Raw genomic sequence first — 26765 nt, forward strand, 5'->3', positions numbered from 1 at the left:
GCCCGGGCTCCCGGTCGCGAGTCACCCGATGTTCGGATGACGCTCCAGCCACAGGCCGTACTGAGGACTTCGCGCCACCGCGTCGCGATGGGCACGGAACGCGGCGTCCTCGATGAGCTCGGTGTCGAGAAGGCCGCGCACGTCGCGGCGCCACCCCAGGTAGTGGGTCCGGCGCAGCGGCGCACCGGTGAGCGGCACGGCCCGGACCCCGGGCGGATCCGGCTGGCCCGGTTCGACGAGCGCGACGGCGCGCCCGGTACGGACCTGGTCGACGGCGGTCGTCCAGTCGGCCTCGCCGACGGCACTGGGCGTGAATCCGGCACGCACGCAGGCGGACACGAAGCACGAGGCCAGGCAGCTGTCATCGGGCACTCCGAGCCACTGCTCCTCCGCGAGCTCGGCCAGCGTGACCTCGGGCTTGTCGGCGTACTCGTGGCCCTCGTGCAGCAGCACGAACAGCGGGTCGGTGCTCACGCGCGTCCACGTCACCGCCTCGGAGGCGGGTGGCGGCGCGTCCGAGCACATCCCGGTCACCGCGAGCTCGATCGTTCCGCACGCCAGGGCACCGCTGAGATCGCCGCCGGTACGTGGCAGGACGGTGGTCACGTCGGCTCCGGGCAGTGCCGAGTGCAACCGGTTGACGAAGAGTCCGCCGAGCCCGCTGCCGGCGACGCCGACACGAAGCGCTCCGGGATCACCATCCCGGCTGTTGACCAGTCTTTGAACATCGTCGGTGAGGGTGGCCATGGCGGGCAGCAGGACACGGGCATGGCGCAGTACCAGATCGCCGAGCTCGGTCGAGCGCGCGCCGTTGCGGTCACGTACGAAGACGCTCCCGCCCAAAGCACGGTCGATGCGGTTCAGCTGCGCCGTCAGAGCCGGCTGCGCGATGCCAAGGACAGCGGCGGCCTTGGTCACACTCCCGGACTCGGCAACGGCGACCACCATCCGCAGGTGGCGCAGGTCGAGTTCCACGTCAAGGAAAATAAGCGCCAGCCCGGGCCCCTGTCTTGGGGCTGGAGTCAATTGGCGGATGCCCGCCACCCGCCGTTACATGCCGGAAACAGACCCAACTCTGGGTGAAACCGAGTGCAAACACCGGTGATGGTTCACCCAGAGGTCATCCGCCGTTGTGTACAGCCGGGACAAGGAAGCCATCCAGGACAAGACCCCGCACGGCAGGCAGCAGTTCGGCGGCCAGATCGGCGGCTGCGACCTCGAAGAGCGCTGCCAGCGCGCCGATAATCTGACCGACGGTCAGCTCGCCGTCGCACGTTCCGACGAGCGCGGCCAGTGGTGACGACGCCTGGACACCACGGCCCAGCCCGTCACCCTGTCGCAGGATCACGACGTTCGGATCGGCGGATCCAGGTGTCAGATACCTTTCCTCCGTGACATCTGCGGCTCGTACAAGGCGGGTTACCGCCACTTCGTCGTCACCGCGCGTGGCGAGCCACGCATGCGCGTCCAGCACCGCGGCAAGATGACCGCCGAGGGGCTGGCGCACCGATCCGCCGTGCTCCTCCAGGCGGCGCAACCTTTCCCGGCCGCCCCGCCGGGCGCCGTCGTCGGCCGACGCTCCGCTCGTGCCGCTGCCGGAGACGGCACCGGGCCGCCGGAGCGTCACGATCCCGAAGCCGACCGCCTCCACGTCACGGGACGCGAAGTCCTCGAGCCACGCCTCGTACGCGCCCGCCCATGCCGCGGGTTCACGGTCCGGGGTGGTGCCGCCGTCGCGGATCCACGTCTCCGCGTACTCCGCCGGATCGAGAACCTCACGCTGGATCACCCAGCCGTCCAACCCGTACCGCTCGTGCGCCACGTCCAGCCACGCGCCCACGCGGTCGTGCCACGTCTCGCCCCGGCGGTGCTCCCAGTTCACGAGCATCTGGGCGATCCCACCCGGCGCCAGAGCCTCTCCGATACCCGTCACGAGTTCACGGACCAGGTCGTCGCCCGCCCTGCCGCCGTCACGGTACTCGTAGTCACCGAGCGCCGCGCGGACCGCCGCCCCCGCGGAACCGGTGTGCGGCGTGATGACGAACGGCGGGTTCGAGACCACCAGGTCGAACTGCTCACCGGCGACGGGTTCGACCATGGACCCGTGTCTCAGGTCGAGCCGAGCAGCGCGTGCCGCCGCGCCGCGGCGGTCGGCGGTGCGGTCGGCGGTGCGGTCGGCCGCGACGTCGTCCCGGCCGTCGCCGTCCAGGTTGAGGGCGGCGTTGAACGCGGCGAAGGCGAGGGCGCGCCGGGAGATGTCGGTGGCGACGACGTCCCGGGCGTGGCGGGCCGCGTGCAACGCCTGGATGCCGCAACCGGTGCCCAGGTCCAGCACCCGGGTGACGGACCGGCGGATCGTCACCTGCGCGAGCGTCAGGGAGGCACCGCCCGCGCCGAGCACGTGGTCGGAGGGAAGCCGGGACCCGGTGGCCGTCTCGCCGAGGTCGGAGGCGAGCCACCAGCGCACGTCGCCCGAGGCGTCGGTGGCGCCGTAGGGACGCAGGTCGACGGCCGCGCGGACGCCGTCGTCGGGACCGGTGCCCGCGGCACGGACGAGGCCGAGATGCTCCGCTCCGGCGGCGCCGGTGGCGGGCAGCGCACGGTCGACCGCAGCCCGTGGGACCGCGTCCCCCAGCAGGAAGAGGGAGACCAGCGCGGCACGAGGGTCCTTGGCGCGGACCGGCTCCACGACACGGCGCGCGGGCAACGCCTGTTCGCGGTGCAGCGCAGCCGAGGCCACCGGACCGAGCAGGTCCTCGACGCCGTCGACGTCGTAGCCGCTGGACTCGAGGTCCCCGTGGAGCGCGGACACGAGCGCCGGATCGACATGCGGAGCGGACGGGGTCACCGGACGAGAGGCAGGCACGCGGCCATCTTCCCGCACCGGCGCGGAAAGAGGGACTCGGCGCCCCGGCGACGCGCCGTCGCGCGAGGGAGCGGATCCGGGCGGCTCGCCCCGAGCGGGGCGAGCCGCCCCGTCGTCACACCACCGCCGACGCCTTCTCCTCGCTCGCCTCCGAGGCACCGTTCTCCCGGTTGGCGCGGATCTTCGTCCAGGCGACCGCACCGAGCGCGATCGCTGCCGCGGCGAGCGCGATGCCGATGCGGAGCGCGTGGTTCGCGTCGGCCGGGATCGACATCGCCACGACGGCGGGCGCGATCAGCAGCGCCACGAGGTTCATCACCTTGATGAGCGGGTTGATGGCCGGACCGGCCGTGTCCTTGAACGGGTCGCCCACGGTGTCGCCGATGATCGTCGCCTCGTGCGCCTCGGAGCCCTTGCCGCCGTAGTGACCGTCCTCGACGATCTTCTTCGCGTTGTCCCAGGCACCCCCCGAGTTCGCGAGGAAGATCGCCATGAGCACGCCCGCACCGATCGCGCCACCGAGGAAGCCCGCCAGCGGCCCGACACCGAGACCGAAGCCCACGGCGATGGGAGCGAAGGCGGCGAGGAGACCCGGCGTCGCGAGCTCACGCAGCGAGTCCCGCGTGCAGATGTCGACCACGCGGCCGTACTGCGGACGCTCGTCGAACGTCATGATGCCCGGGTGCTCGCGGAACTGGCGCCGCACCTCGAAGACGATCGCCCCGGCCGCGCGGGTCACCGCGTCGATCGCCAGGCCCGAGAACAGGAAGACCGTCGCGCCGCCCAGGATCACGCCCACGAGGGTGACCGGGCTGATGATCTGGTAGTCGAGCATGGAGGTGACCAGGCCGCGTCCCTGCTCCTCGACGCCTGCCAGGGCGTGGGTCACCGCCTCCGCGTACGAGCCGAACAGCGCGGTGGCCGCGAGCACCGCCGTCGCGATGGCGATGCCCTTCGTGATGGCCTTGGTGGTGTTCCCGACAGCGTCCAGGTCGGTGAGGATCTGTGCGCCCTCCTCGTCGACCTCGCCGGACATCTCCGCGATGCCCTGCGCGTTGTCGCTGACCGGGCCGAAGGTGTCCATCGCCACGATGACGCCCACCGTCGTGAGCAGACCGCAACCGGCCAGCGCCACGAGGAACAGCGCGAGCCACACCGAGCCGCCGGCCAGGAGGAACACGGCGCAGATCGCCGCGGCGATCGTGCCGGCCGTGAAGACCGCCGACTCGAAGCCCACGCCGATGCCCGACAGCACCACGGTCGCCGCGCCGGTGCGCGAGGTCGCTGCCACGTGTGCGGTCGGCTTCTTGTTGGTGTCCGTGAAGTAGCCGGTGATCCACAGGATGACGCCGGCCAGGACCACGCCGACGAGCACAGCCACCGATGCCACGATGCGGGGGTCGATCCCGCTGACGTCGCCGAGGTCCGCCGTGCCGTCGAGCTGCTCGAAGGAGCCCGGCAGATAGACGAATGCCGCGATACCCGCCAGCACCGCACCCATGAGCGCCGAGATGTAGAAGCCCCGGTTGATGGCGGTGAGCCCGCTCTCCGACCCGCGCACCCTGGTGATGAACACGCCCAGCAGCGCGACGAGCGCACCGATGGCGGTGACGATCAGGGGGAACACCAGGCCCTGCTCACCCATCGCGGCCTTGCCCAGGATGAGGGCGGCCACCAGCGTCACGGCGTAGGACTCGAACAGGTCGGCCGCCATACCGGCGCAGTCCCCGACGTTGTCCCCCACGTTGTCGGCGATCGTGGCGGCGTTGCGGGGGTCGTCCTCCGGGATGCCCTGCTCGACCTTGCCGACCAGGTCGGCGCCGACATCGGCCGCCTTGGTGAAGATGCCACCGCCGACACGCATGAACATCGCGAGGAGGGCCGCGCCGAAACCGAAGCCCTCCAGGACACCGGGTGCCTGCTCACGGTAGATGATCACGACGATCGCGGCGCCGAGGAGGCCGAGGCCCACCACCGACATGCCGACGACGCCGCCGGTGCGGAACGCGATCCGCGCCCCCTCGGCCCGGCCACCGGGGCGCGTCGCCGCGGAGGCGACGCGCACGTTCGCCCGCACCGCCAGCCACATCCCGAGGTAGCCGATCGCGGCGGAGAATCCGGCGCCGAACAGGAACGCGACGGACCTGCCGACGCGCACCCCGCTCTCGCCCGGGAGCAGGAAGAGCAACGCGAACACGACCACCGCGAAGAGGGCGAGCGTGCGGAACTGGCGGTTGAGATAGGCCGAGGCGCCCTCCTGCACCCCTTGAGCGATGTCCTGCATCTTGGGGGTGCCTTCAGGTGCGGCGAGGACCTGCCTGCGCAGCACGAACGCGCAGACGAGTGCGCCTACGGCAATGAGGGCGATCACCGTGACAACGGTGATGCTGGTGGAGCCGAGTGTGAGCATCCGTCCTCCTCGACGGGGGATTCCATGAACGGGTCATGACCCTTGGTGGGTATGGAACGTCCCGCCGGCAACGTTGGCAGCGGGAATGCGCCGAGTGTACCTGCATGTGACACCGGTCACTAGCGGGCGGGATCCACCGCCCGGAACAGCCGCTCGACGTCCGTGAGGTCCGGGAGCACCGCGTCGGCACCGGCCTCACGGAGCGCCGCGGTCGATGTCCGGCCGGCGGCCACGCCCACGACGCGCGCCCCGCCTTCCACACCGGTACGCACATCTTCGAGCGAATCGCCCACGATCACGGTGTTCGTCCGGGTAAAGCGCGCGCCGTAACGCTCCTCCGCGCGCCTCTGGGCGATCGCGACCAGAGCGGGGCGGTGCTCGTCGTCGGACGCGTACGCGCCCGCGTCGAGATCGATGTACCGGTCGAGCCCGAACGCCCGGAGTTTGAGGCGGGCGTTCGGCTCGAGGTTGCCGGTGACGACGGCCGGTACGAACCCGTCGGCGGCCGCGACCGCGGTGACGGCCGCCCTCGCCCCCGGCATGAGGGAACCGTCGCGCCGCACGTCGTCCTCATGAGCGGCCAGCCGTTCCGGCACCACCTTCAGCATCCGGGACAGCAGTTGTTCGAGGTCGTCCTCGGGCACGGCGTTGTCCAGCAGCAGTCCACGGATGGCGCGCGGCATGGTCACCCCCGTGCCGCGCGCCGGAAAGCGCCTCGCGGGGCGTCCGACGACCTCCTCGAACGCCTCGCGATACGCCGTGCGGTCCACGTCGCCGACGTAGATCAGGGTCCGGTCGATGTCCCACAGCAGAAGGATGGTGCCGGGTTCCCCGCGTGCCGTGGAACTGGAGCTCATCTCACCTCACTACGCCAGCACGGCGATCCGCTCGGTGAGGTTGCGCGCCCCGGCGTGCGACCGACCGCGAGTGGTGCGGCGGGCGGCGGTGCGCACGTCGCCCGCCACGTCGGTGAGGTGCTTGCGCAGCCGCGCCGACTGCACGCGCTCTGCCAGCGTCACCACCTCGCCGCCCGTGGCGCACGCGGCGTCGAGGTCGCCCGCCCGGGCGTACGCCTGCGCCGCCCGCGACAGGAAGAGGCCGCGGGTGCGCTGTTCGGTCGGGTTCAGCCCCTCGGCCGCGCGCCCGAACGACTGGACCGCGGCGGCGGTGTCCCCCATGGCCAGGCTGGCCGACGCCGTCTGCCCGTGGATCTCCCCCTCGTTCATCCAGTAGATCCAGTGCGGGTCGTCCTTGCCCGGGCCCTTCACACAGAGCTCGGCCGCCGTACCCAGCGCCCGCCGCACCGCCTCGCGCTCTCCGAGCAAGGCGTGGCCGCGGGCCTGCCGGGTGAGCAGCACCGCCTCCAGGTGCGGCACGTCGAAGCCGCGGACCTGCTGCCGGCCGGCCTGGGCCGCGACGATGGCGTCCCGCGGACGGTCGTTCGCATATGCGTGGATGGCCAGGTAGGACAGGGCGCCTGCACCGAGGCGGGCGTCCTGGGCGGTGTGCGCCGCCCGGAGCGAGCCGAGCAGGTAGGCCTGCGCCGCCGCGTGCCGGTCCGCGTCGAAGGCGTACCATCCGGCCTGCGCCGCCGTGTCGGCGGCGACGCCCGCGAGGCGACGCCCGACCGACTCGTCGAAGTTCCCGTGCTCGAGCGCCCGCAGCACGAGAGCGAGGTGGGCGCGCGCCATGTCCGCGACACTACCGCTGCCCGCGCCCGCATCCATCATCCGCAGCTGATCGGTGGTGCCCTGCAGGTGGTCGCACATCTGCTGGGTCACCCGCGCGCCCCCGACGGTCCGCCGCAGGAGCTCCGTCTCCTCCGTGCCCCAGTGGTGCACGTAGGCGGCGAGCGTGAGACCGCTGAGCACGGCCGCGTTGCCAGGGTTCGGCTCGGCGAACTGCAGCGCGGACGCTGGTTCCTCGACGGACACGTCGGTCCGGAGCGCCGCCCGCAGCGCGAGCGTCAGGCGGTCGTTGGTCCACGGCTCGACCGGGTCCAGCATCGGGTCGGTCAGGCTCGGCGCGACGTCGTTGTCAGCCGTGCCGTCCACCGCCGCGGGGACCTTGCGTGCCGCCTCGATCTTCTTCCTGGCCACGGTCCGGACCGAACCCGTGGTGGGCTTCGCGCCACCGGCCACCGGCCGGCCGCTCGCCGAACGCTCGACGTCGGCGCCTTCGCCGCGCGACGCCCCGGGCAGCGGCAGACGCACGAGGTCCACCGGCGTGCCGAGCCCCGACAGGAACTGCACCACACGGGCGACGTCGGTCAGCTTGCGGTCACCGCACTCGAGCATCGACAGGTAGGACTGGCTCAGCCCCGTCAGCGCGGCGACGTCCTCCTGACGCAGCGGGACGAGCTGGCGCACCATGCGGCTCACCTGGCCGAAGTCCCAGTCCTCCAGCGCGGAACGCACCCCCGCGTCGTCCCAGACGTGCGCCGGAACGGTCGGGAGCTCGACCACCGGGACGCGCTCGGTGCGCCGGCACGCGGCGCACTGCTCCTCGGAGTTGTATCGGCTCAACACGCAACCGCATCGAGCGCACGTTCGTGACTTTCTGCTACTGGGCATTTCGCCAGCCTCCCCCTGTTGGCAACCCATGACGTTGTCGTTGTATGACCGACTTTCCCAGATGATTCGTCAAATCGCTCTTCGACTGAGCAGATTACTTCCGTGATATCACCGTGAAGGCGTGCGTGCATGAGGAACAGGCCAAGAATTCACCCGCTCCGGGAAGAACAGTTGGGGCCGTCGTCGCAGGCCAGAGTGCCAGGCCGCCCGCGCGGGCCAAAATCGGCAGAAACCGCACGGGCGGCGGAGGATCTTGTCGCCTCAGCCCGTCAGCACCGCCGTCATGGCCCGCGACAGGTACCAGGGGTCCACCACGGCCGTCATCTCGCGGGCCGAGTGCATGGACAGGAGCGCCACGCCGACGTCGACCGTCCTGATGCCGAGCCGTGTCGCACTGATCGGGCCGATCGTCGACCCGCACGGCACGTCGTTGTGCGACACGAACTCCTGGCTCGGCACGCCCGCCGCCGCACACGCCGCGTTCCAGGCGGCCGCACCGTGTGCGTCGGTCGCGTACCGCTGGTTGGCGTTGATCTTCAGGATCGGGCCGCCGCCCGCCACGGGCCGGTTCGCCGGGTCGTGGCGTTCCGGGTAGTTGGGGTGCACCGCGTGCCCGACGTCGGACGAGACGTGGAGCGATCCGGCGAACGACCGTGCGCGGTCCTCCGCGGACGCACCGAGCGCGGCATGGATCCGGCCCAGCACGTCCTCCAGGAACGGCCCGGCGGCGCCCGACCTCGAGGCGGAACCGATCTCCTCGTGGTCGAACGCCGCGAGCACGGCGATGCGCCCGCTCGCGGCGGCGTTCGCCGCTCCGTTCGCGGCGGTGCCCGACGACGGCGCGCCGCCGGCCTTCCCCTTCTTCCCGCCGTTCACCCGGGCGAGCAGGGCGGTCAGTGCGGCGTGCGTGGACAGCAGGTTGTCCAGGCGGCCGGAGGCGAACATCGACTGTCCCGCGCCGAAGGTCCGCGGCGGCTGGGTGTCGGCGACCACGACGTCGTACCCGGCGATCGTGGCCGGGTCGACCGCCTGGGGCGCCAGTTCCGCGAGCACGTCCGCGCCGGACAGGTCACCCAGTCCCCATACCGGCTGGGTGTGCCGCTGCGGCTCGAGCTTCAGCCCGTCGTTCGCACCGCGGTCGAGGTGGATCGCGAGCTGCGGGATGCGGAGCAGCGGCCCCGTCCGCACGAGGTGCTCGGTGCCCTCGGTCGTCACCACCCGGCCCGCGAGCTCGAGCTCCCGGTCCAGCCACGAGTTGAGCAGCGGCCCGCCGTAGACCTCGACGCCGGCCTGCCACCAGCCGTGCGCACCGGTGGTCGGCCTGGGCTTGAGCTTGAACCCGGGTGAGTCGGTGTGAGCGCCGAGGATCGTGAACGCGGAGTCCGGACCGGCGTCGGCCGGGATCGCGAACGCGATCACCGAACCGTCACGGACGACGACGTACCGGCCGCCGGGCACCACGTGCCAGGCATCGTTCTCGTCCAGCGCGACGAACCCCGCCACCCTGGCACGGCGCGTGACCTCGGCGGCCGCGTGATATGAGGACGGCGACGCGGCGACGAACGCGCCGAGGTCCTCGACGTGCTGCTTGGCCGCCTTCGGCGCCGGCTGGCGTGGCGGGATCGACGGCGGCAGCGGCGGGCTCGGAACGGGCGGGTTCGAATTCTGAGGACTCACGGGCACATTATGCGCGCCGGCCCGGTCCGGCCCGTCAGCCGGCCGCGGGGTCCGTCCCGAGGAAGGTGCGCCAGGTCCCGTCCGGCTCGATCGACATGCGCCAGCCGTGGTAGGCACCGCCGGCGGCCCGCCACGCGTCGGCCTGGGCCCGGGTGGCGAAGCCCATCTCGACGGCGTAGTCCCAGGCGACCGGGTCGTCCTGGTACTCCGGCGAGGCAACGGTCGGCCACACGTGGTTCCCCGTGCCGGGGTCGACGACGGCGGTCCCGCTCAGCAGGGCCACGAGCTTCGCGTACACGTCGTCCTCCCCCTCCGGAAGGGCGAACCGCTCCGCCACCGAGACCTCCGCGGCCCGGTGGAGCTGGGTGACACCGGGCTCCTCGACGAGCTCGAGCGCGTCCACGTCACAGGCGAGGGCGGCGTCCACCAGGGCCCGTGCCGTGCGAGCCACCGGCTCGGGCTCGAAGGAGAAGTCGCTCGTGTCGTCGAGCCCCGCGGCCGAGCAGTCGCCCGGTGCGTCGCCCGCCTCCGCCTCTCCGGACCCGCCCGCGCCGTCCGAGCCCGTCCCCGCGCCGGGCCCGTTCCCGTCGCCGGACGACCCGGGGTCACCGGACGGCTCGTTTCCCGGCCCGTCCGGCGACGTGTCCTGCGCGTCCCCGAACGGCGCCTCGTCCAACCCGGCGACCGAACCCCCGGGCAGCACCTCGACGACGACGGGTTCGCCCGCGACGTAGTCAGCACTTCCCGCCGTGACGTCGGTCCACAGGATCGGATAGACGGTGTAGGCACCCGCCGGGAGCGGCTGCTCGTACGGCACCGGCCGGGAGGACGGGATGTCCTCGAACCCCTCGGGAGGCATGCACGTGTTGCCGGTCGACAGGTAGTCCTCGGTCCGCCCCACCCCGGTCTCGTCGAACGCGACCTGGTGCGGTTCCGGATCGAAGTACGAGGGGAGGCGCGCGATCTGGCCGTCCCGCACCCAGACGGTCCCGGGCGGGAACTCCAGGTGTCCCGGGAAGTCCGCGGACTCGCCCTCGACGGTCAGGTCCAGCCACGGAATCTCCTCGCCCCCGGCGCGATCGACGTACAGTCCCTCGATCTCGATCGCGTACCCGTCGGCGGACCGGGGAACCACGTCCTCGCCCGCTCCGCAGGCGAGCGGGGTCCCCTCGTAGATGTCGGAGGGCAGGTACCCGTCCAGGATCGTGTCCTGGGTCGGACCCGGTTGCACCGTGACCGTGTCCGACGGCGTGGGGTCTGCGGGGAGGAGGGCCTCGTCGTCGAACGGCGACAACTGGGCCGCCCCCACGGCGAGCCCGCCGACGACAGCGAGCGCCGTGGCTCCGATCCCGCCGATCTTCGTGGCGCGACGCCGGTGGACCCGGTCGCGGACGACGCCGAACTGCAGGTGCATCTCTTCCGTCTCGCCTCCGGGCATCGCGTCGGCGGCGCCGTGCAGTGCGCCGGAAAGGAAGTCCGCGTCGTCTCGCTCGGGCAGGTTGCTGGTCATGGGGCGGCCCTCCCTTCGGCCGGGCGGAGATCGTCGGGGCGGAGCAGGTCCCGGAGGTGGTCGGTGGCGTCCGACAGGTATCGCTTCACGGTGCCCTGTGCCGTCCCGAGCGCGTCGGCGATCTGCGGCACGGTGAGGTCGTCGAAGTAGCGCAGCACCACGCAGGCTCTCTGGCGGGGCCCGAGCCGGGCGAGTGCCGCCATCACGTCGACCCGGGCGGTGGCCGCCGCGTCGGCACTCCTGCCGACGCCGTCGTCGGCGAGGAGGTGCTTGATGTCGTACCAGCGCTGCCGCTTGCGGTAGCCGTCGAGGTAGAGGGTGAGGATGGCACGTCGCACGTAGCCCTCGGTGTTCTCGAGCGGCGAGTCGTCCAGCGTGTGCACGTGCGTTCCCCGCTCGCTCCCCGCCGGGCGCCGGGCACGGCCGGCCGGTCCGCGCAGGCGGGAGAAGACCTTGACGAGTGCGTCCTGCACCAGGTCCTCCGCGAGCGCGCGGTCGCCGGCGAGCATGTAGGCGTAGCGGACCAGCGCGTTGCCGCGCGTGGCCATCAGCTCGCCGAGCTCGTCCTCCCACGCCACGATGCGTCACCTCTCCGTGGATCTTCTCCGGCTCGTTCTGCCGGACACACTGACCATGACGCGCGGGGTGTGCGGATCGTTGCCTCGGTGGTGTGCCGGGTACCGGAAGCGCCTCGGCCCATCATCCGCCCTTCACACCCAGGTGCGGACCAGCGCGGGCAGCGCTGTGATGATCCTGGAAACCACTGAACAGGGGAGGATGCTCGTGCACGTGCGATTTCTCGGGAAGGATCCCGCCTCGGAGCCTGACGGTTCCCCGACGCTCTTCGCGACGGACCGAACGGATCGGGCGACGTACGTCGTCCAGGGTTGGAAAGTGACGGATGCTCAGGTACGGCAGGAGGTCGGCGAGTTGCCCGAGCACGAGGACATCGTTGAGGTGCCCGAGGAGGTGCTGGTGATGTGGGCGAGGCGTTATCAGGAAGCGGTCATCCGTTAGTGTGATTCATCGCCTACTTGGGTATCCGATACCTTGTCTTCGGTGATGTCTGCTGTTGCCGGATAGAAGAGAGATGCCCGTGCCTCGCACCGCGTTGAGTCCTCGCATCCGTGAGGGGCGCACCGCACTGGGCGCTCGGCTGCGTGATCTCCGGCGGGCTGCTGGGATGACCGGGCAGCAGCTCGCCGAGTCCCTGTCATGGGCGCGGTCGAAGGTCTCCAAGATCGAGAACGCGCATCAGCCGCCCACGGATGAGGACGTGCGCTCGTGGTGCGCGGCGACGAACAGTACGGACCAGGTCGAGTCCCTGCTCGCGGAGCTGCACACGCTCCAGACGCGCCATCAGGAGTGGGAGCGCGTCCTGCGTGGCGGCATGGCGTCGACGCAGAACGCGGTCGCGCGGCGTGAGGAGGAGACCCGCCTGTTCCGAGGCTACGAGTCGGGGATCGTTCCGGGCCTGTTGCAGACACCCGCGTACGCGACCGCGATCCTCGAGCGGGTGAGCAGGACGTGGGGGCGCACGGATCTCGAGGCGGCGGTCGTCGCGCGGATGCGCCGGCAGGACGTGCTGCGCGATCCGTCGAAGCAGTTCAGGTTCGTCATCACCGAGGCGGTGCTGCTGTACAACCTGTGCTCTCCGGGCGACATGCTCGGCCAGGTCGACAGGCTCCGGGAGGCCACGGCGTTGCCGAACGTCCGCTTCGGCATCATTCCCTTCGACCAGCCGCTCGTCGTGACACCGAAGCACCCGTTCGGCATCTACGACGACCGGCGGGTCGTGGTCGAGACGGTCTCCGCGCTGCTGCAGCTCACTCAGGCGGCGGAGGTCGAGGCCTACGCCGCCGCGTTCGACGCCCTGGAGAGCGCCGCCGTGCACGGGAAGCGAGCACGGGCGGTGCTGCGCCATGCCGCGCGGCAGATCGCCGCACGGCAGATCGACGAGAAACATTGAGAAAATTGCACGACCGGGGCGCTCGGCGAAACTAGCATCCAGAGGCATGTGCTCGGTCCCTACCCAGGTCAGGGCCGGTGAGACGCACGCTGCGGTGCGCGCCCCGGCCCTACCCGTCACCCCCCAGGACAACGTCGCGACCCGCTCGACACCGCGCGATATCCCATGACGCCCCGAGGCGATGGCGACAACGGCACGGCAGGACGACGTGGCGGCCGGACCGCCGGGGAGATCCCGCCCGGCGAGCGCTCCTTCCCCGGTGAACACGCCTCCTGCATGATGTGCGGTGCCATGACGGTGCTCACCTGGGTCGAGGAGACCAGCCGCTACCACTGGATCGCCACGGGGGAGCCCGCCGACCGGATGCCGCGGTGCGACGGCGGCACGGGCTGGTGGATCGGGGAGCCGAAGCTGACCGCCCATGTGCCGAAGTTCCGGCGATGGGACTACGCCGAGGACGAGCTGCTCCGCGACGCGCGGCACGGCGACAACTGACCGTCCCGCAGGCGCGGCGGGAGCCGCGTCATCCGGCGGGAAGCAGGACCCCGTCCTCCGTGAGCACGACCGTGACCGCGGCGCTCCACGACGAGGGATCCTCGACGGCCCGGCCCACCGCCCCCGGCTCGCCCGTCGGGACGAGGTACTGGTACGCGCGCACCTCGTAGGTGCCGGCCGGGAGTTCGGGCGCCTCCGCGGTGGGCCCGCTCACGTCCTCGTCGGCGCCGTCCCTGCCGAGGCACGCGGACCTGGTCGACGGCGTTCCGTAGTGGGTGAAGTCCTCGATGCCGACGGTCGCGTCCTGCACGGCGTCGACCGGAAGGGACACGACGCGGCCGCCCTGGGTCCAGACGAAGGAGAGCGGGCCGGCCAGTACGTCGTCCGACAACGATTCCTCGGTTCGGGTCACGGCGAGGGTGTTGCGGCGGACATCGGTGATCCGCAGGCCGTACCCACCGGTCGAGGAACCGTCGGCCACCGGCGCGGCGTCCCCGGAACGCGCCTCGCCCTCGTCGGGAAAGAACCGGGCCGGCAGGCGCCCGCCGCAGGCGATGGGACTGCCCTCCCAGCCCGGGGGCTGGAATCCGAGCATCAGATGGGCCTCACCGTGCCGGCCCAGGCCGAGCACGTCGGGGGCGGTCGTGAACCCCGCGACACCGGGCGCGTAGCCCATGTCGTGGGGTGGGTCGTACAGTGCGCCGGTCGCCACGAGCGTCACCGCCGCGACGGACATCATGCCCGCCCCCGCGGCCTTCGCCGCCCTCCGGGTGCGAACACGCCCACGGACCGCCGCATACGCGTCGACGTGAGGTGGTGCCATCGCCTCGCCACGGCGGGACATCTCCTCGAGTGCGGCGGCAAGACCGGATCCCGCCCCCGGATGTTCTCCTTCGGGCGGGTGGTCTGCGTTCGTCACAGGCTTCCTCCCGGCTGCACGTCCATGACGTTCTGAAGCGCCGACATGGCGTCCGACAAGTGCCGCTTCACAGTACCTTGCGCGATGCCCAAGGTGGTCGAGATCTGCGGCACCGTCATGTCCTCGAAGTGGCGGAGCACCACCACGGCACGCTGCCGCGGCGAAAGCCGCTCCAGCGCCGCCTCGATGTCCGCCTTGGCGGACGCCGCGTGTTCCGGGCTGCGCGCCCGGCCGTCGTCGGCGAGGAGGTGCTGGATGCCGAACCACCGGGAGCGGCGGCGGAACCCGTCGACGTAGATGTTGGTCATCGCGCGCTTCACGTAGCGCTCGATGCCCATCGCCGGGTCGAGGCCGGCACCGTGTGCGTCGTCGGCGAACGGCTGTCCACCCGCGTCGGCCACGCGCGGCACCGCCGGACGCCGGAACCGGGAGAAGGTCCGGACCAGCGCCTCCTGGACCAGGTCCTCGGCCTGGTGCCGGTCACCGCACAGCAGGTAGGCATAGCCGTTCAGAGCGGCTCCTCGATGCATCATGAGGTCGGCCAGCTCCTTGTCCCACTGCGGCACCGGGGCCTCCTGAGGGTTCTCATGTCAGGTCGTCACGAACGAGCGCCCCCGATGGTTGGGGGCAACCGAGAGATTCTTCCGCATTGCGCGTGCCGCACGCGAAACGAGTCTCATCTGACTCAGAGCGGCCTCCCGGCGCCCTGATACAGGTCTGACGTGAAGAGATCGTGAAGGCAGCGCCCCTGCCCCCAACGATCGCCGACGACGGCTACGGCCTGCCGACCGCTGAGGCAGAGGTGGCGCGATGGAGGGCCGCACGCCCCCAGGGATCGATGGAGGGCCGTGCGCCCCCAGGGATCGGGCCCGAGCCCTGACGGCTTCGACGTCTACGGGGCGATGTCCGTGGGGGGCAGCTCCGAGGAGGAGTGGCTCGTGGTCTCCGACCCGATCACCGTCACGATCGAGGACGGTGCCGTCAGCGGGGGCTGACGGCGAGTTCGATGCGGTAGCCCCGCTTCACCACGGTGCGGATCAGGTCCCGGCCCGCCGTCTCACGCAGCCGGGCGACGGCCACCTCGGCCGCGTGGGGGTCGGTGGAGTCGCCCGGCAGCGCGGCCAGTACCTGGTCCCGGGAGACGACATCACCCCCGGCGGCGGCGAGCAGCCGCAGCACCTCGACGCCCGTCGGGGACAGGGGCAGCACCCGCCCGTCCAGGACCGCGACCCGTGCCCGGATCTGCAGCGGGCCCGCGACGGTGGCCAGCGCCACCGACTCGATCCGCTCGTAGTGCCCCACCAGTGCCCGCACGAGCGCGCCCAGGCGCCCCCGCTCCGGTTGCAGCGTCTTGATGCCGCGGTCCTCGAGCGGCTTGGCCGTGATCGGCCCGACGGCAGCCATGACGAGCCGGTCCCCCTCGACCCGTTCCCGCACGGCGGACAGCACCCCTGCCTCCTCGACGGCTCGGATCCACGCCTCCGAACCGGGCGCCGACGTGAACACGACGGCGTCGATCTCCCCCACGGCGGCGGCGTCCGCCGACGCCACGACCGCGGCCGGGTCCGGCGCCGGACCCCAGCGGTACACGACGAGGCTGGCGACCTGCGCGCCGGCCTTCTCGAACACGTCGTCCAGCCCGTCGGCGCCGGCACCGTGGTGCTGGATCGCGATCCGCAGCCCGGACACGCCCTCGCTCAGCAGCACCTCCGCGACCTCGGCCGACGTCTCCGACTCGGCGACCCAGTCCGGGTACAGGCCGGCCGCCTGGATCGCGCCCCGCGCCTTCGGTCCGCGCGCCACGATCCGCACGCCGGCGAGCATCGCGGTGAGCTGCTCGGCGAGCCCGTGCGCGTCCGCCGCCTCGAACCAGGCGCGGAACCCGATCCCGGTGGTGACGACCACGACATCGGGTGGGTCGGCGATGATCGCACGCGTCGCGGCGAGCAGGGTCTGGTCGTCGACGTGCGGGATCATGCTCAGCGCGGGGGCGTGGCGGATCTGCGCACCACGACGTTCCAGGGCGGCGGCCAGCTCCGCGGCCCGCCGCTCGGCGGTCACGAGCACCGTGCAGCCCGCCATGACCTGTCCCAGCGCAGGGCGGGGCAGGGCCACGCCCTGCGCGGCCTCAGACACCGGCACCTGCCAGTCGCCCGTCACGCGCGCCCCCGAGCAGTCCGTCCGCCGCCACGCCACCGATGACGATGACGGCGGGGGCCGCCACACCCGCCCTGGTGGCGACGTCCGCCGCCTCGTCGAGGCGGGTCCGCGTGACACGCTGGGCCGGCGTGGAGCCGTTCTCCACGATCGCCACGGGAGTGGCCGGGTCGGTCCCGGCACGCAGCGCCTGCTGAACGATGGTGCTCAGCGACGAGACCCCCATGAGTACCACCAGCGTAGCCGTGTTCTCCCGGGCCACGGCGATCGCGGCGGCGTCGAGCCCGCCGTGCCCCGACGCGATGTGCACCCCGTGAGCGGTCCCCCGGTGCGTCACGGGGATCCCCGCGAGCCCGGGAACGCTGACCGCCGAGGTGACCCCGGGCACGACCTCGACCTCGATCCCCGCCTCCCGGCAGGCCAGCATCTCCTCCCCGCCCCGCCCGAACAGGAACGGGTCGCCGCCCTTGAGGCGTACGACGTGCGCCCCGGCCAGGGCGCGCGCGACGACGATCCGGTTGATCTCGTCCTGCGGCACGGGGTGGTGGCCGGGCGCCTTGCCCACGTGGACGACATCCGTCGTGGCGGGCAGGTCGTCGAGCACCCCGACGGCACCGAGCCTGTCGGCCACGACGACGTCGGCGTTCTGCAGGGCGCGCCACGCCCGCAACGTGAGCAGGTCGACGGCACCGGGACCGCCGCCCACGAGGGTCACCCGCCCGCGCGGTGGGTGGCCGGAGCCGGGCGGATCGCCTGCCGCACCGCCCGGCCCCGACGTCTGCGGGCCTCTCACGCCGGTGCTCCCACTCGGACGACACCGTCGACCACCCGGGCCGGGTGGACCGTCAGGTCCGCCACGAGCCCGGGCTTCGGCTCCTTGTCGGCCTCGACCAGGCACTCACCCGTGACGAGGGAGAACACCTGCTTGTAGACGGGTGAGGCCACGGTCGGCACTCCGCCCCGGGTGCCGACGATCCCGCGCGACAGGACGTACGCCCCGGAGAACGGGTCGAGGTTCTGCACGGCACGCAGCCGGACGCCGTCGTACGGTTCGGCCAGCAGGAAGACGGCCACCTGGACGCCGTCGAGCAGCGCGGCGACGCCACGTTCCGGCGTCAGGTCGTCGACCGGGCACACGGTGTGCCACACGACGTCACCGGGCACGTCCACGTCCTCGCTCCCTTCGGCTCCCCGGGCGAGCGCCACGGCCCCGCCGGGCCGCGACACGGTACGGGAGCCGTCGCGGTCCAGCTCGTGTTCGGACAGGGTCATGAGCGCACCTCCAGGTGGGGACCCGAGATCAGGACGGGCGCGTCCTGCGCGCCCGCGACGGCCGCTGCACGTTCCGCGTCGGTGGCAGGGCGGTGCTGGCCGCGCTCGGCGACGTACGCGAGGTTCGGGTCGGTCTCCTCGGGGGCGTTCACGAACGAGGTGAAGCGGCGTAGCTTCTCCGGGTCCTCGAGCACGGCCCTCCACTCGTCCTCGTAGCTCGCGACGTGGTCGGCCATGGCGGCGTCCAGATCGGCGCAGATGCCGAGGGAGTCCTCCATGACGACCTGGCGCACGCCGTCGAGGCCGCCCTCGACCTCGTCCATCCACGGGGCGGTGCGCTGCAGGCGGTCGCCGGTGCGGATGTAGTACATGAGGAAACGGTCGATGGTGGTGATCAGGTCTTCCCGGGTGAGGTCCTCGGCCAGCAGCTTGGCGTGCGCGGGGCGCTGCCCGCCGTTGCCCGCCACGTAGAGGTTCCAGCCCTTGTCGGTGGCGATGACGCCCACGTCCTTGCTCTGGGCCTCGGCGCACTCGCGGGCGCAGCCGGAGACGCCCATCTTGAGCTTGTGCGGCGCTCGCAGGCCGCGGTACCGCAGCTCCAGCTCGACCGCCATGCCCACGGAGTCCTGCACGCCGTACCGGCACCAGGTGGAGCCCACGCAGGACTTCACGGTGCGCAGCGACTTGCCGTAGGCGTGGCCGGACTCGAAGCCGGCGTCCACGAGGCGGCGCCAGATGTCGGGCAGCTGTTCGACGCGCGCGCCGAACATGTCGACCCGCTGGCCGCCGGTGATCTTCGTGTACAGGCCGAAGTCCCGCGCGACCTCGCCGACGGCGATCAGCCCCTCCGGCGTGACCTCGCCGCCCGGCATGCGAGGCACCACGGAGTAGGTACCGTCCTTCTGCAGGTTGGCCAGCATGTGGTCGTTGGTGTCCTGCAGCGCGGCCTGCTCGCCCGCGAGGATGTGGCCGTTGCCCTGGCTCGCCAGGACGGAGGCGACGACGGGTTTGCAGATGTCGCACCCGCGGCCGGGACCGGCGGCGCCCTCGGGGGCCCGGCCGAACCGGCCGATGATCTCGCTGAACGTGTGCAGGCCGGCCACGCGGACGGCGTCGAACAGCTGGGCACGGGTCAGCTCGAAGTGCTCGCACAGGGCGTTACTGACCTCGATGCCGGCCTTCTCGAGCTCGGTGTTGGTGAGCTTCTTGACCACGGGCAGGCAGGCGCCGCAGGTGGTGGCCGCCTTGGTGCAGGCCTTGACCCCGGGGACGTCGGTGCAGCCGGGCACTCCGTCCGATCCGGCCACGGCGGCCCTGATCTCTCCCGCCGACACGTTGTTGCAGGAGCAGACGGTGGCGTCGTCCGGGAGCTCGAGCCCCCCGAGGGCGGCGCCGTTGCCGCTCTCGGGGAGGATGAAGCTGCTCGGGTCGCCCTCGGGGAGCTGGGCGCCGAGCAGGGGGCGCAGCATCGCGTACGGGGCGGCGTCGCCGACGAACACACCGCCGAGGAGGGTGCGGGCGTCGTCGGACAGCACCAGCTTCTTGTAGATCCCGGCGACCTGGTCGGCCCAGACGACCTCGACGCAGCCGTCGGTCCGGCCGTGGGCGTCGCCGAAGGAGGCGACGTCGACGCCGGACAGCTTGAGCTTGGTCGCGGTGTCGGCGCCGGGGAACGTCGCGTCGCCGCCCAGCAGGCGGTCGACGACGATCTCCGCCATGGTGTAGCCGGGCGCGACGAGGCCGATGCAGCGGCCCTCGATGCAGGCCACCTCCCCGATCGCGGACACGTCCGGGTCGCTGGTGGCGCAGGCGAGGTCGACGACGGCGCCGCCACGCTCACCCATCTCCAGGCCGGCCTCGCGCGCCAGCTCGTCGCGCGGACGGACGCCCGTGGCGACGACGACGATGTCGGTGTCCAGCCGCCCGCCGTCGGCGAACTCCATGCGCCCGACGTGCCCGGTGCGCCGGTGGGGCTTGAGTTCCTTGGTGGCGGTGTCCGTGCGGACCGCGATGCCCTTGCCGTTGATGAGCCGCTTGAGGGCCTCGCCTCCGCCCAGGTCGATCTGCACGCCCATGAGGTGCGTGCCGAACTCGATGACGGTCGCGTGCGCGTCGAGCGCCTTGAGCGCGCCCGCCGCCTCGAGGCCGAGGAGGCCGCCTCCGATGACGGCGCCACGTAGGGGTTTGTTCGGGCTCGCCTCTCTCTTCTGCTCGACCCAGCCGCGCAGGGCGGCCAGGTCGTCGATGGTGCGGTAGACGAACACGCCCGGCAGGTCGGCTCCCGGGATCGGTGGCACGAACGGGAAGGAGCCCGTGGCCAGCACCAGGTGGTCGTAGGGGTGCACGCGGCCGAGGCGGTCGGTGACGGTCTTCCGCTCGCGGTCGATCGCCGTGACCCTGCGGTCGCGGTACAGGGTGACGAGCGGGTCGTCCCACAGTTCGGGCTCACCCAGCGCGAGGGCCTCGGGCCCGTCGGTGAACCAGCGGCTCAGGCCGACGCGGTCGTAGGGGGGCCGGGGCTCCTCGGCGAAGACCGTGACGGAGTAGCGGCCGTCGGTGTCGCGGGAGCGCAGGGCCTCCACGAAACGCTGCGCGACCATGCCGCCGCCCACGACGACGACGCGCCGCGTGTCGTCGCTCCCGGCTTCACGCTGGGTGTCGCCCGCTGGTCCGGGCACCGATGAGTTGACCATGTCTTGACCGTAGGCGGGCAGCTTTTCGGTACGGTGCGACGTCGGTTGCACGTCGGGAACATCTTCCTCACGCGGACCGGGGCCGGCGTGTGAGCCGCGCGTCATGCGGGCACCTGCGCACCGCTCGGGTCGAGCTCCGAGGCCGTCGGCCTCGCCGACCGGACCCACGCCGCGATCCCGCAGACGGCCTCCCTGCAGGAACCGCAGCCGGTGGTCGCACGGGTCTCCGCGGCGATCTCCTCCAGCGAGTCCGTGCCGCTCGCGCAGCAGCCGGCGATCTCGCCCTTCGTGACGCCGTTGCACCGGCACACCACGGCGTCGTCGGGCATGTGCTCCGGTGAGTCCACCGGCGCCGCGGTCGGCATGATCGGTGTGATCAGGAGGAACGCCGGGTCGGCGGGCGCAGGGATACGTCGTGTGTAGGCGGCGGTGAGGTCGGCCGCGACGCGCGGGTCACCCACGCACGTGGCGCCGACGAGGACGCCGTCGGCGACCACGGCCTCGACGAACCGGCCTCCGGCGGGGTCGGCGAGGCGTACCGCGCGTTCACCCGGGCGGGGCGAGCGGCCGAGGCCTGCCGCGCCCATGCTGACGATGCTCAGGTCACCCGCCTTGACCTTCACGACGTCGGTGCCGCGGGTGTCGATCCCTGTGTCGGACGGCGTGCGCGTGACCGCCTGCGAGCCGAGGAGCGTACCGAGCCGCACGGCCATCGACGGCCGCTCGCCCTGGTCGGGGAAGCGCAGATGCTCCCTGGGTCCGCCGGTCACGGCGGAGGCGCCCACGGCGGGGTCGAGGCCGGCGGCCTCCCGTGCGCTGGCAGCGGCACGCGCGGCCGCCTCGTCGGCGAACCGCTCGGCCAGGCGGCGAGCCTGGTCCCAGCCCTCGGCGACCAGACCGCGTGACCCCTCGGGCGGCTGGGCGCAGTCACCGATCGCACAGATCGCCTCGTCGTCCGGGCTGGTCAGGTCGTGGCCGACGACGATGCCGCGGTCCGTCGCCAGTCCCGCCGCCCGGGCGATCCCGGCGGTCGGGACGGTTCCGGTGGACAGCACGACGAGGCCGGCGGCGACCACGTCGTCGTTCCCGAGCCGCACACCGACCACACGGCCGCCTGCGACGAGCACCTCGCTGGGCAGCACCCCGGCCCGCACGGTCACGCCGCGGGCGGCGAGGCCGGCGGCGAGCACCTCGCCGGCGGGCCCGTCCAGCTGGCGCGCCATCAGCGACGGCGCGCCGTCGACGATCGTGACCTCCAGGCCCCGGGCCGCGAGACCGTACGCGGCCTCGACGCCGAGGACGCCGCCACCCACCACGACGGCACGTGGGGTGTTCACGGTGGCCGCGACGATCTCGCGGGCGTCGTCCAGGGTGCGCAGCGCGTGCGCGCCGGCGGGCAGCCCGGCCGAGCCGCCCGTGCCCAGGCCCGGGACCGGGGGGATCCTGGCCTCGGACCCGGTGGCCAGGACCAGATGGTCGTAAGGATGCCGGGAACCGTCGTCGGCCACGACCACCCGCGCCTGACGGTCGATCGAGACCGCTCCGACGCCGCGACGCAGGTCCACGCGTTCCAGGTCGGGCATGGGCATGCCGATCGCCGCGACGTCGGTGCGACCCGCGACGACGTCGCTCAGCAGCACGCGGTTGTACGGCTCGTACGGCTCTGCGCCGAGAACGGTGACGTCGAACGCGTCGTCGGTGTCGCGGCGCAGCAGTTCGTCGACGAACCTGCCGCCGACCATGCCGAAACCGATCACGACGATCCGCAACGGGACTCGCAGACTCATGCGGGGGTCTCCTCGAGTGTGGGGGCGGACTCGGGGCGGGTACCGGGCGCCCGGCCCGGTGCGGTGCCCGGCGGGAGGCCGTCGGGCACCGGTGCGACCTCGACGGCGCACACCTTGAACTCCGGCATCCCGGAGATCGGATCGGTGGCGTCCGTGGTCACGCGGTTCACGGAGCCGACGCCGGACCAGTGGAACGGCATGAAGACCGTGTCGGGGCGCACGGCGTCGGTCCAGCGGGCGGTCGCCTCGACGAAGCCTCGACCGGTGGTGAGCCGGGCGCGGGCGCCGTCGGGCACGCCGATGCGGAAGCCGAGCACCGGGTGGATCTCGACGTACGGCTCCGGGACGAGCCGCTCCAGCTCCGTGACGCGGTGGGTCTGCGCCCCGGACTGGTAGTGCTGCAGCACGCGGCCGGTGACGAGGTAGAGGGGTGCGCCGGGGCGGACGTCGTCGGACGGCCCGTGGTGGTCGACGGCGATCATGCGGGCGCGCCCGTCGGGGGTCGGGAACCCGTCGAGGAACATCCGCGGCGTGCCGGGGTGGCCGGAAGACCCGCCGACGACGGAGCCAGGCGTGGGCACCGGCGCCGCGGGGACCGGCCAGAAGAGTCCCGGGCCGCCGGACGCCTCGTCGGCGTCGAGGCGGGCGTGGGACAGGCCCGAGTAGTCGGCGACGCCGCCGCGGGACGCGAGGGCGAGCTCGTCGAACACCTCGGCGGGGTCGGTCGGGAAACGCACCGATCCCGGTACGGTCTGGCCGGGCGTCCCCAGGCGGCGGGCCAGCTCGGCGAGGATCCAGAGCTCCGACCGGGCCTCGCCCGGCGCGTCGGTGGCACGCCGACGGCGGATGATCCTGCCCTCCAGGGAGGTCATGGTGCCTTCCTCCTCGGCCCACTGTGTGACGGGGAGGACGACGTCCGCCAGCCGCGCGGTCTCCGACGGGACGAAGTCGCAGACCACGAGAAGATCGAGCGACCTCAGGCGGTCGGCGACCGAGTCCGCGTTCGGTGCGCTGACGATCAGGTTCGATCCGTGCACCAGGAGCGCCCGGGGGCGTGTCTCGGCCCGTCCGGGTTCCCGCGCACCGGGGCCGGGTGACATGGTGCCGGGCGCGGTGCCGCCGGGCGCGGTGCCGGACGACGCGGTGGCCGGGCGAGGCCGCGCCCCCAGGGACTGGAGCAGCTGTACCGCGGGCTTGCCCGGCCCGGGCAGCGACTCGGGGGTCACGCCCCACACACCGGCGACGTACTCACGCGCGGCCGGGTCGTCGATCTTGCGGTAGCCGGGGAGCTGGTCGGACTTCTGGCCGTGCTCGCGTCCCCCCTGCCCGTTGCCCTGCCCGGTGACGGCGCCGTATCCGGAGCCCTCTCGGCCGACGAGGCCGAGGGCGAGGGCGATGTTGATCGCGGCCGTCACGGTCGCGGTGCCCTGGGCGGACTGCTCCACGCCACGGCCGGTCAGGACGTAGGCGCCGCGCCCTCCGTTCGCCGGCGCCGCCACGGCGAGCAGCCGGGCCACGCGGCGCAGCTCCTCGGCCGGGACGCCGCAGACGGTCTCGGCACGCTCGGGCCACCAGGCGGCCACGGACCGGGCGACGTCGTCGAACCCGGTCACGCGCTCGGCGAGGTAGGCACGGTCGGCCAGGCCCTCGGCGAGGATCACGTGGAGCAGGCCGAGGAGCACCACCATGTCGGTGCCGGGAACCGGCTGCAGGTGGACGCCCGCACCGTCGTCGGTCAGTTTCGCCGTGGCGGAGACGCGCGGGTCGACGACGACGAGCCCGCCCCTACCGCGGCGGCCCGCCTCACGCGCGCCGGTGAGATGCTGCACCGCGGGCGGCATCGTCTCGGCGAGGTTGGAGCCGAGCAGCAGCACGACGTCGGCCCCGCCGACATCCGCGAGAGGGAACGGCAGCCCGCGGTCGGCACCGAGGGCACGGTTGGCGGCGGCCGCCGCGGACGACATGCAGAACCGCCCGTTGTAGTCGATGTTCGGGGTCTGCAGGACCGTTCGCGCGAACTTGCCGAGCGCGTACGCCTTCTCGTTGGTGAGCCCGCCACCGCCGAACACCGCGACCGACCCGGGTCCGTGCTCGGCCCGGAGCGCGGCGAGCTTGCCGGCCACCAGATCGAGCGCGACCTCCCAGCTCACAGGGACCAAGGGATCCTCCGCCACCGCCGGCCGAGATGCCTTCGCGCCCGGCCGTCCGCCGCCGACCGCCCCATCCGACGCGGCACCATGGCCACGCCCCCTGTCGCCGCCGCGGCCGCTGTCGCCGCCACGCCCATCGGCGACCACGCCATCGTGCGCGACCACGTCATTTTCGCCGATGTTCACGTCGCCATCCCCACGAATGGCGTGGTCGCGCACCGGGAGCTCCTGGGTGGGGGCCGGGAGCTCCTGGGTGGAGGGCGGCAGCTCCTGGATCGGGGGCGGGAGGAGGGAGCGGCGGATCTGGGGGACGGTGATGCGGTCGGTGGCCGTCAGGACCGAGGCGGAGGTCCAGCCCTTCTGGCACAGGCCACCGCGGTTGGTGGGGAACTGGCGCGGCGTCACCGTCAGCGGCAGGACGCGCCGACGGGAGGCCCCGGAGGAGGGACCGTCCGCGCCACGACCGCCGTCACCCGCGGGCGACGCCGTCGCGGGCGGGTGACGGCGCTCGTGACCAGCGGGCGACGCCGTCGCGGGCGCGCCCCCGGCACCGGGCCCGGTGCCCGGCGCCAGGGACATGCCGCACTGCAGGGCGCAGTAGGGGCAGTGGGTGTCAGTCATGTCAGACCTTCGCGGCGCGCATCTCACCGCGCCCGTAGACGAACCAGCAGACAGCGGCCATCAGGGCGTACATCCCGATGAACACCCAGAAGGCGGGAACGAGGGAACCCGTCGCGGTCGTCGACACCGCGAACCCGCGTGGAATCAGGAACCCGCCGAACGCGCCCGCCGCACCCGCGATGCCGATGCAGCCCGCGGCCATCTTCGGGGTGCCGCGCGCGACCCGGAAGACGGCGGGGATCATCCGGTACACCGACCCGTTGCCGATGCCCGTGAAGACGAAGAGGAACATGAAGGACGCGAAGAACATCGGGAAGTGGTGCGTGCCGAGCGACCAGATCGCACCCACGGTGCCGGCCGCCATCGCGGCGAACGAGACTAGCGTGATCGACACGCCACCGAGCCGGTCGGCGAGAATCCCGCCCAGCGGGCGAGCCAGCGAACCGACCAGGGCGCCCATGAACGCCAGCGACAGGGAGACCTCGGGGAACTGGCCGTTCATGAGTGTCGGGAACGCCCCGGCGAAGCCGATGAACGACCCGAACGTCCCGATGTAGATGAAGCTGATGAGCCAGGTGTGCCTGCTGCGTGTGGCGATCGCGAACTGGCGCGGGTCGGCCTTCACCGTGCCGAGGTTGTCCATGAACCGCCAGGCCAGGAAGATCGCCAGCAGGACGAACGGCACGAAGACGTACGCCGCGTTCTCCAGCGCCACGCCCGCGCTCGTCACGATCACCAGCGGCACCACGAACTGCACGGCCGCCGTGCCGATGTTGCCGCCGGCGGCGTTCCACCCGAGCGCCGCTCCCTTCTCCCTCTCCGGGTAGAAGAACGAGATGTTCGCCATGGACGACGCGAAGTTGCCGCCGCCGAAGCCCGCGAGCGCGGCGACACCGAGCAGCACCCCGAACGGCGTGTCCGGGTTCTGCACGACGACGGCGAGCGCCGAGCAGGGGATCAGGAGCAGGGTCGCGGAGACGATCGTCCAGTTGCGGCCGCCGAACAGGGGGACGGCAAGCGTGTACGGGATGCGCAGGGTCGCGCCGACCAGGGCGGGAAGGCCGATCAGCCAGAACATCTGGTCGGTCGTCAGGACGAAGCCCGCCGCGGGGAGCTGCGGCACGACGATGGACCAGACCGCCCAGACACAGAACCCGAGGAACTCGGCGAAGATCGAGATGAGGAGGTTGCGGCGGGCGATACGGCGCCCGCCGTCGTTCCAGAAGGTCGGGTCCTCCGGGTCCCAGTGCTGGATCCAGCGGCCGGTGCGGTGGTGCCGGCGTTCCGCGGCGGCGCGGATGCCGGCCGCGCGGGCCGCCTCGAGGGCGTGGGCGGGAGCCGTGCCGGCTTCGGTCGTCGCGTCGCCGGCCTCGATGGTCGCTGCTTTCCCGGAGGTTGCCGCCGCGCCGGTCCGCGCCACATCGGTCGCGGTCGCCGTGTGCGCGACGGCGGTAGTGGGATCGTCTTCTCGGGCGGTCGGTGCGGACACGTGGTGCCTCCCTGATGGCTTGGTGCCCGACGACGTCGGGCATCCGGGAACGATGCTCCCGGCACCGGCCCGACGTCGGACCGGATGCGACGACGGTAGGAAAGCGGTGTTTCCATGCCGGTCATGAGGCGGTGAAGCGACCGTAAGAAAGAACGCACAGGCGTCCGCGGTGCGGTG

General features: G+C 72.4%; 21 protein-coding genes. 4 read left to right on the forward strand and 17 right to left on the reverse strand.

Annotation, left to right across the window (positions count from 1 at the left end):
- Positions 1 to 21 precede the first annotated feature (21 nt).
- From J0911_RS11200 to J0911_RS11235, 8 genes are all read right to left on the reverse strand, one after another.
- Positions 22 to 975: a LysR family transcriptional regulator gene (locus J0911_RS11200; protein ID WP_307865031.1), complete on the reverse strand. Its 954-nt coding sequence runs from the start codon at positions 973 to 975 to the stop codon at positions 22 to 24.
- 145 nt (positions 976 to 1120) lie between these two features.
- Positions 1121 to 2866, reverse strand: coding sequence for a DUF7059 domain-containing protein (locus tag J0911_RS11205; protein ID WP_307865032.1), 1746 nt, complete (start codon positions 2864 to 2866; stop codon positions 1121 to 1123).
- Positions 2867 to 2981: 115 nt separating this feature from the next.
- Positions 2982 to 5276 (reverse strand): sodium-translocating pyrophosphatase, encoded by a 2295-nt coding sequence (locus J0911_RS11210; RefSeq protein WP_207275547.1) that lies wholly within the window; start codon positions 5274 to 5276, stop codon positions 2982 to 2984.
- A 119-nt stretch (positions 5277 to 5395) separates the two neighbouring features.
- Positions 5396 to 6133: an HAD family hydrolase gene (locus J0911_RS11215; protein ID WP_207275548.1), complete on the reverse strand. Its 738-nt coding sequence runs from the start codon at positions 6131 to 6133 to the stop codon at positions 5396 to 5398.
- Positions 6134 to 6142: 9 nt separating this feature from the next.
- Positions 6143 to 7801, reverse strand: a complete 1659-nt coding sequence (locus J0911_RS11220; RefSeq protein WP_242636610.1) for a helix-turn-helix domain-containing protein — start codon at positions 7799 to 7801, stop codon at positions 6143 to 6145.
- A gap of 309 nt (positions 7802 to 8110) precedes the next feature.
- Entirely contained in the window at positions 8111 to 9484 is a 1374-nt protein-coding gene (locus tag J0911_RS11225; protein ID WP_207275752.1) for a M18 family aminopeptidase, read from the reverse strand.
- 76 nt (positions 9485 to 9560) lie between these two features.
- Positions 9561 to 11036 carry a hypothetical protein gene (locus tag J0911_RS11230; RefSeq protein WP_207275549.1) on the reverse strand — a complete coding sequence of 492 codons (1476 nt, stop codon included), beginning with the start codon at positions 11034 to 11036 and terminating at the stop codon, positions 9561 to 9563.
- Positions 11033 to 11614 (reverse strand): sigma-70 family RNA polymerase sigma factor, encoded by a 582-nt coding sequence (locus tag J0911_RS11235; RefSeq protein WP_307865033.1) that lies wholly within the window; start codon positions 11612 to 11614, stop codon positions 11033 to 11035. Before J0911_RS11235 ends, J0911_RS11230 begins: the two co-directional genes overlap by 4 nt.
- A gap of 169 nt (positions 11615 to 11783) precedes the next feature.
- On the opposite strand from J0911_RS11235, the gene J0911_RS11240 reads away from it, so the two are divergent.
- The 3 genes from J0911_RS11240 to J0911_RS11250 all read left to right on the forward strand — a co-directional run bounded on the left by J0911_RS11240 (position 11784) and on the right by J0911_RS11250 (position 13500).
- Positions 11784 to 12053 carry a hypothetical protein gene (locus tag J0911_RS11240; RefSeq protein ID WP_242636611.1) on the forward strand — a complete coding sequence of 90 codons (270 nt, stop codon included), beginning with the start codon at positions 11784 to 11786 and terminating at the stop codon, positions 12051 to 12053.
- Between the two features lie 73 nt (positions 12054 to 12126).
- Positions 12127 to 13005: a helix-turn-helix domain-containing protein gene (locus J0911_RS11245; RefSeq protein ID WP_242636612.1), complete on the forward strand. Its 879-nt coding sequence runs from the start codon at positions 12127 to 12129 to the stop codon at positions 13003 to 13005.
- 165 nt (positions 13006 to 13170) lie between these two features.
- Complete coding sequence (locus J0911_RS11250; protein WP_207275550.1) at positions 13171 to 13500, forward strand: hypothetical protein; 330 nt, start codon at positions 13171 to 13173, stop codon at positions 13498 to 13500.
- A gap of 28 nt (positions 13501 to 13528) precedes the next feature.
- Here J0911_RS11250 and J0911_RS11255 read toward each other — a convergent pair whose 3' ends face one another.
- Entirely contained in the window at positions 13529 to 14419 is an 891-nt protein-coding gene (locus J0911_RS11255) for a hypothetical protein (protein WP_207275551.1), read from the reverse strand.
- Positions 14416 to 14985: a sigma-70 family RNA polymerase sigma factor gene (locus J0911_RS11260; protein WP_207275552.1), complete on the reverse strand. Its 570-nt coding sequence runs from the start codon at positions 14983 to 14985 to the stop codon at positions 14416 to 14418. Before J0911_RS11260 ends, J0911_RS11255 begins: the two co-directional genes overlap by 4 nt.
- 282 nt (positions 14986 to 15267) lie before the next feature.
- Here J0911_RS11260 and J0911_RS11265 point away from each other — a divergent pair, with 282 nt between their 5' ends.
- Positions 15268 to 15414 (forward strand): hypothetical protein, encoded by a 147-nt coding sequence (locus J0911_RS11265; RefSeq protein WP_207275553.1) that lies wholly within the window; start codon positions 15268 to 15270, stop codon positions 15412 to 15414.
- On the opposite strand, the gene J0911_RS11270 is transcribed toward J0911_RS11265, so the two are convergent.
- The 7 genes from J0911_RS11270 to J0911_RS11305 all read right to left on the reverse strand — a co-directional run bounded on the left by J0911_RS11270 (position 15401) and on the right by J0911_RS11305 (position 26399).
- Positions 15401 to 16501 (reverse strand): uroporphyrinogen-III synthase, encoded by a 1101-nt coding sequence (locus J0911_RS11270; RefSeq protein ID WP_207275756.1) that lies wholly within the window; start codon positions 16499 to 16501, stop codon positions 15401 to 15403. The genes J0911_RS11265 and J0911_RS11270 overlap by 14 nt on opposite strands.
- Positions 16502 to 16547: 46 nt before the next feature.
- Positions 16548 to 17369 carry a uroporphyrinogen-III C-methyltransferase gene (gene cobA, locus J0911_RS11275; RefSeq protein WP_307865034.1) on the reverse strand — a complete coding sequence of 274 codons (822 nt, stop codon included), beginning with the start codon at positions 17367 to 17369 and terminating at the stop codon, positions 16548 to 16550.
- Positions 17366 to 17848 carry a nitrite reductase small subunit NirD gene (nirD, locus tag J0911_RS11280; RefSeq protein WP_207275555.1) on the reverse strand — a complete coding sequence of 161 codons (483 nt, stop codon included), beginning with the start codon at positions 17846 to 17848 and terminating at the stop codon, positions 17366 to 17368. Before nirD ends, cobA begins: the two co-directional genes overlap by 4 nt.
- The gene (gene nirB, locus J0911_RS11285; protein WP_207275556.1) at positions 17845 to 20541 is read right to left on the reverse strand and encodes a nitrite reductase large subunit NirB; all 2697 of its coding nucleotides are present in this window, start codon (positions 20539 to 20541) and stop codon (positions 17845 to 17847) included. The genes nirD and nirB overlap by 4 nt, the downstream gene beginning before the upstream one ends.
- A gap of 101 nt (positions 20542 to 20642) precedes the next feature.
- On the reverse strand, positions 20643 to 22328 hold the full coding sequence (locus tag J0911_RS11290) for an FAD-dependent oxidoreductase (RefSeq protein ID WP_207275557.1): 1686 nt from the start codon (positions 22326 to 22328) through the stop codon (positions 20643 to 20645).
- Complete coding sequence (locus J0911_RS11295) at positions 22325 to 25099, reverse strand: molybdopterin oxidoreductase family protein (RefSeq protein ID WP_242636613.1); 2775 nt, start codon at positions 25097 to 25099, stop codon at positions 22325 to 22327. The genes J0911_RS11290 and J0911_RS11295 overlap by 4 nt, the downstream gene beginning before the upstream one ends.
- Position 25100: 1 nt before the next feature.
- Complete coding sequence (locus tag J0911_RS11305) at positions 25101 to 26399, reverse strand: MFS transporter (protein WP_207275758.1); 1299 nt, start codon at positions 26397 to 26399, stop codon at positions 25101 to 25103.
- Between the last annotated feature and the right edge of the window lie 366 nt (positions 26400 to 26765).

This window comes from Myceligenerans salitolerans (assembly GCF_017349295.1).
In the GTDB taxonomy this organism is placed as follows: domain Bacteria; phylum Actinomycetota; class Actinomycetes; order Actinomycetales; family Cellulomonadaceae; genus Myceligenerans; species Myceligenerans salitolerans.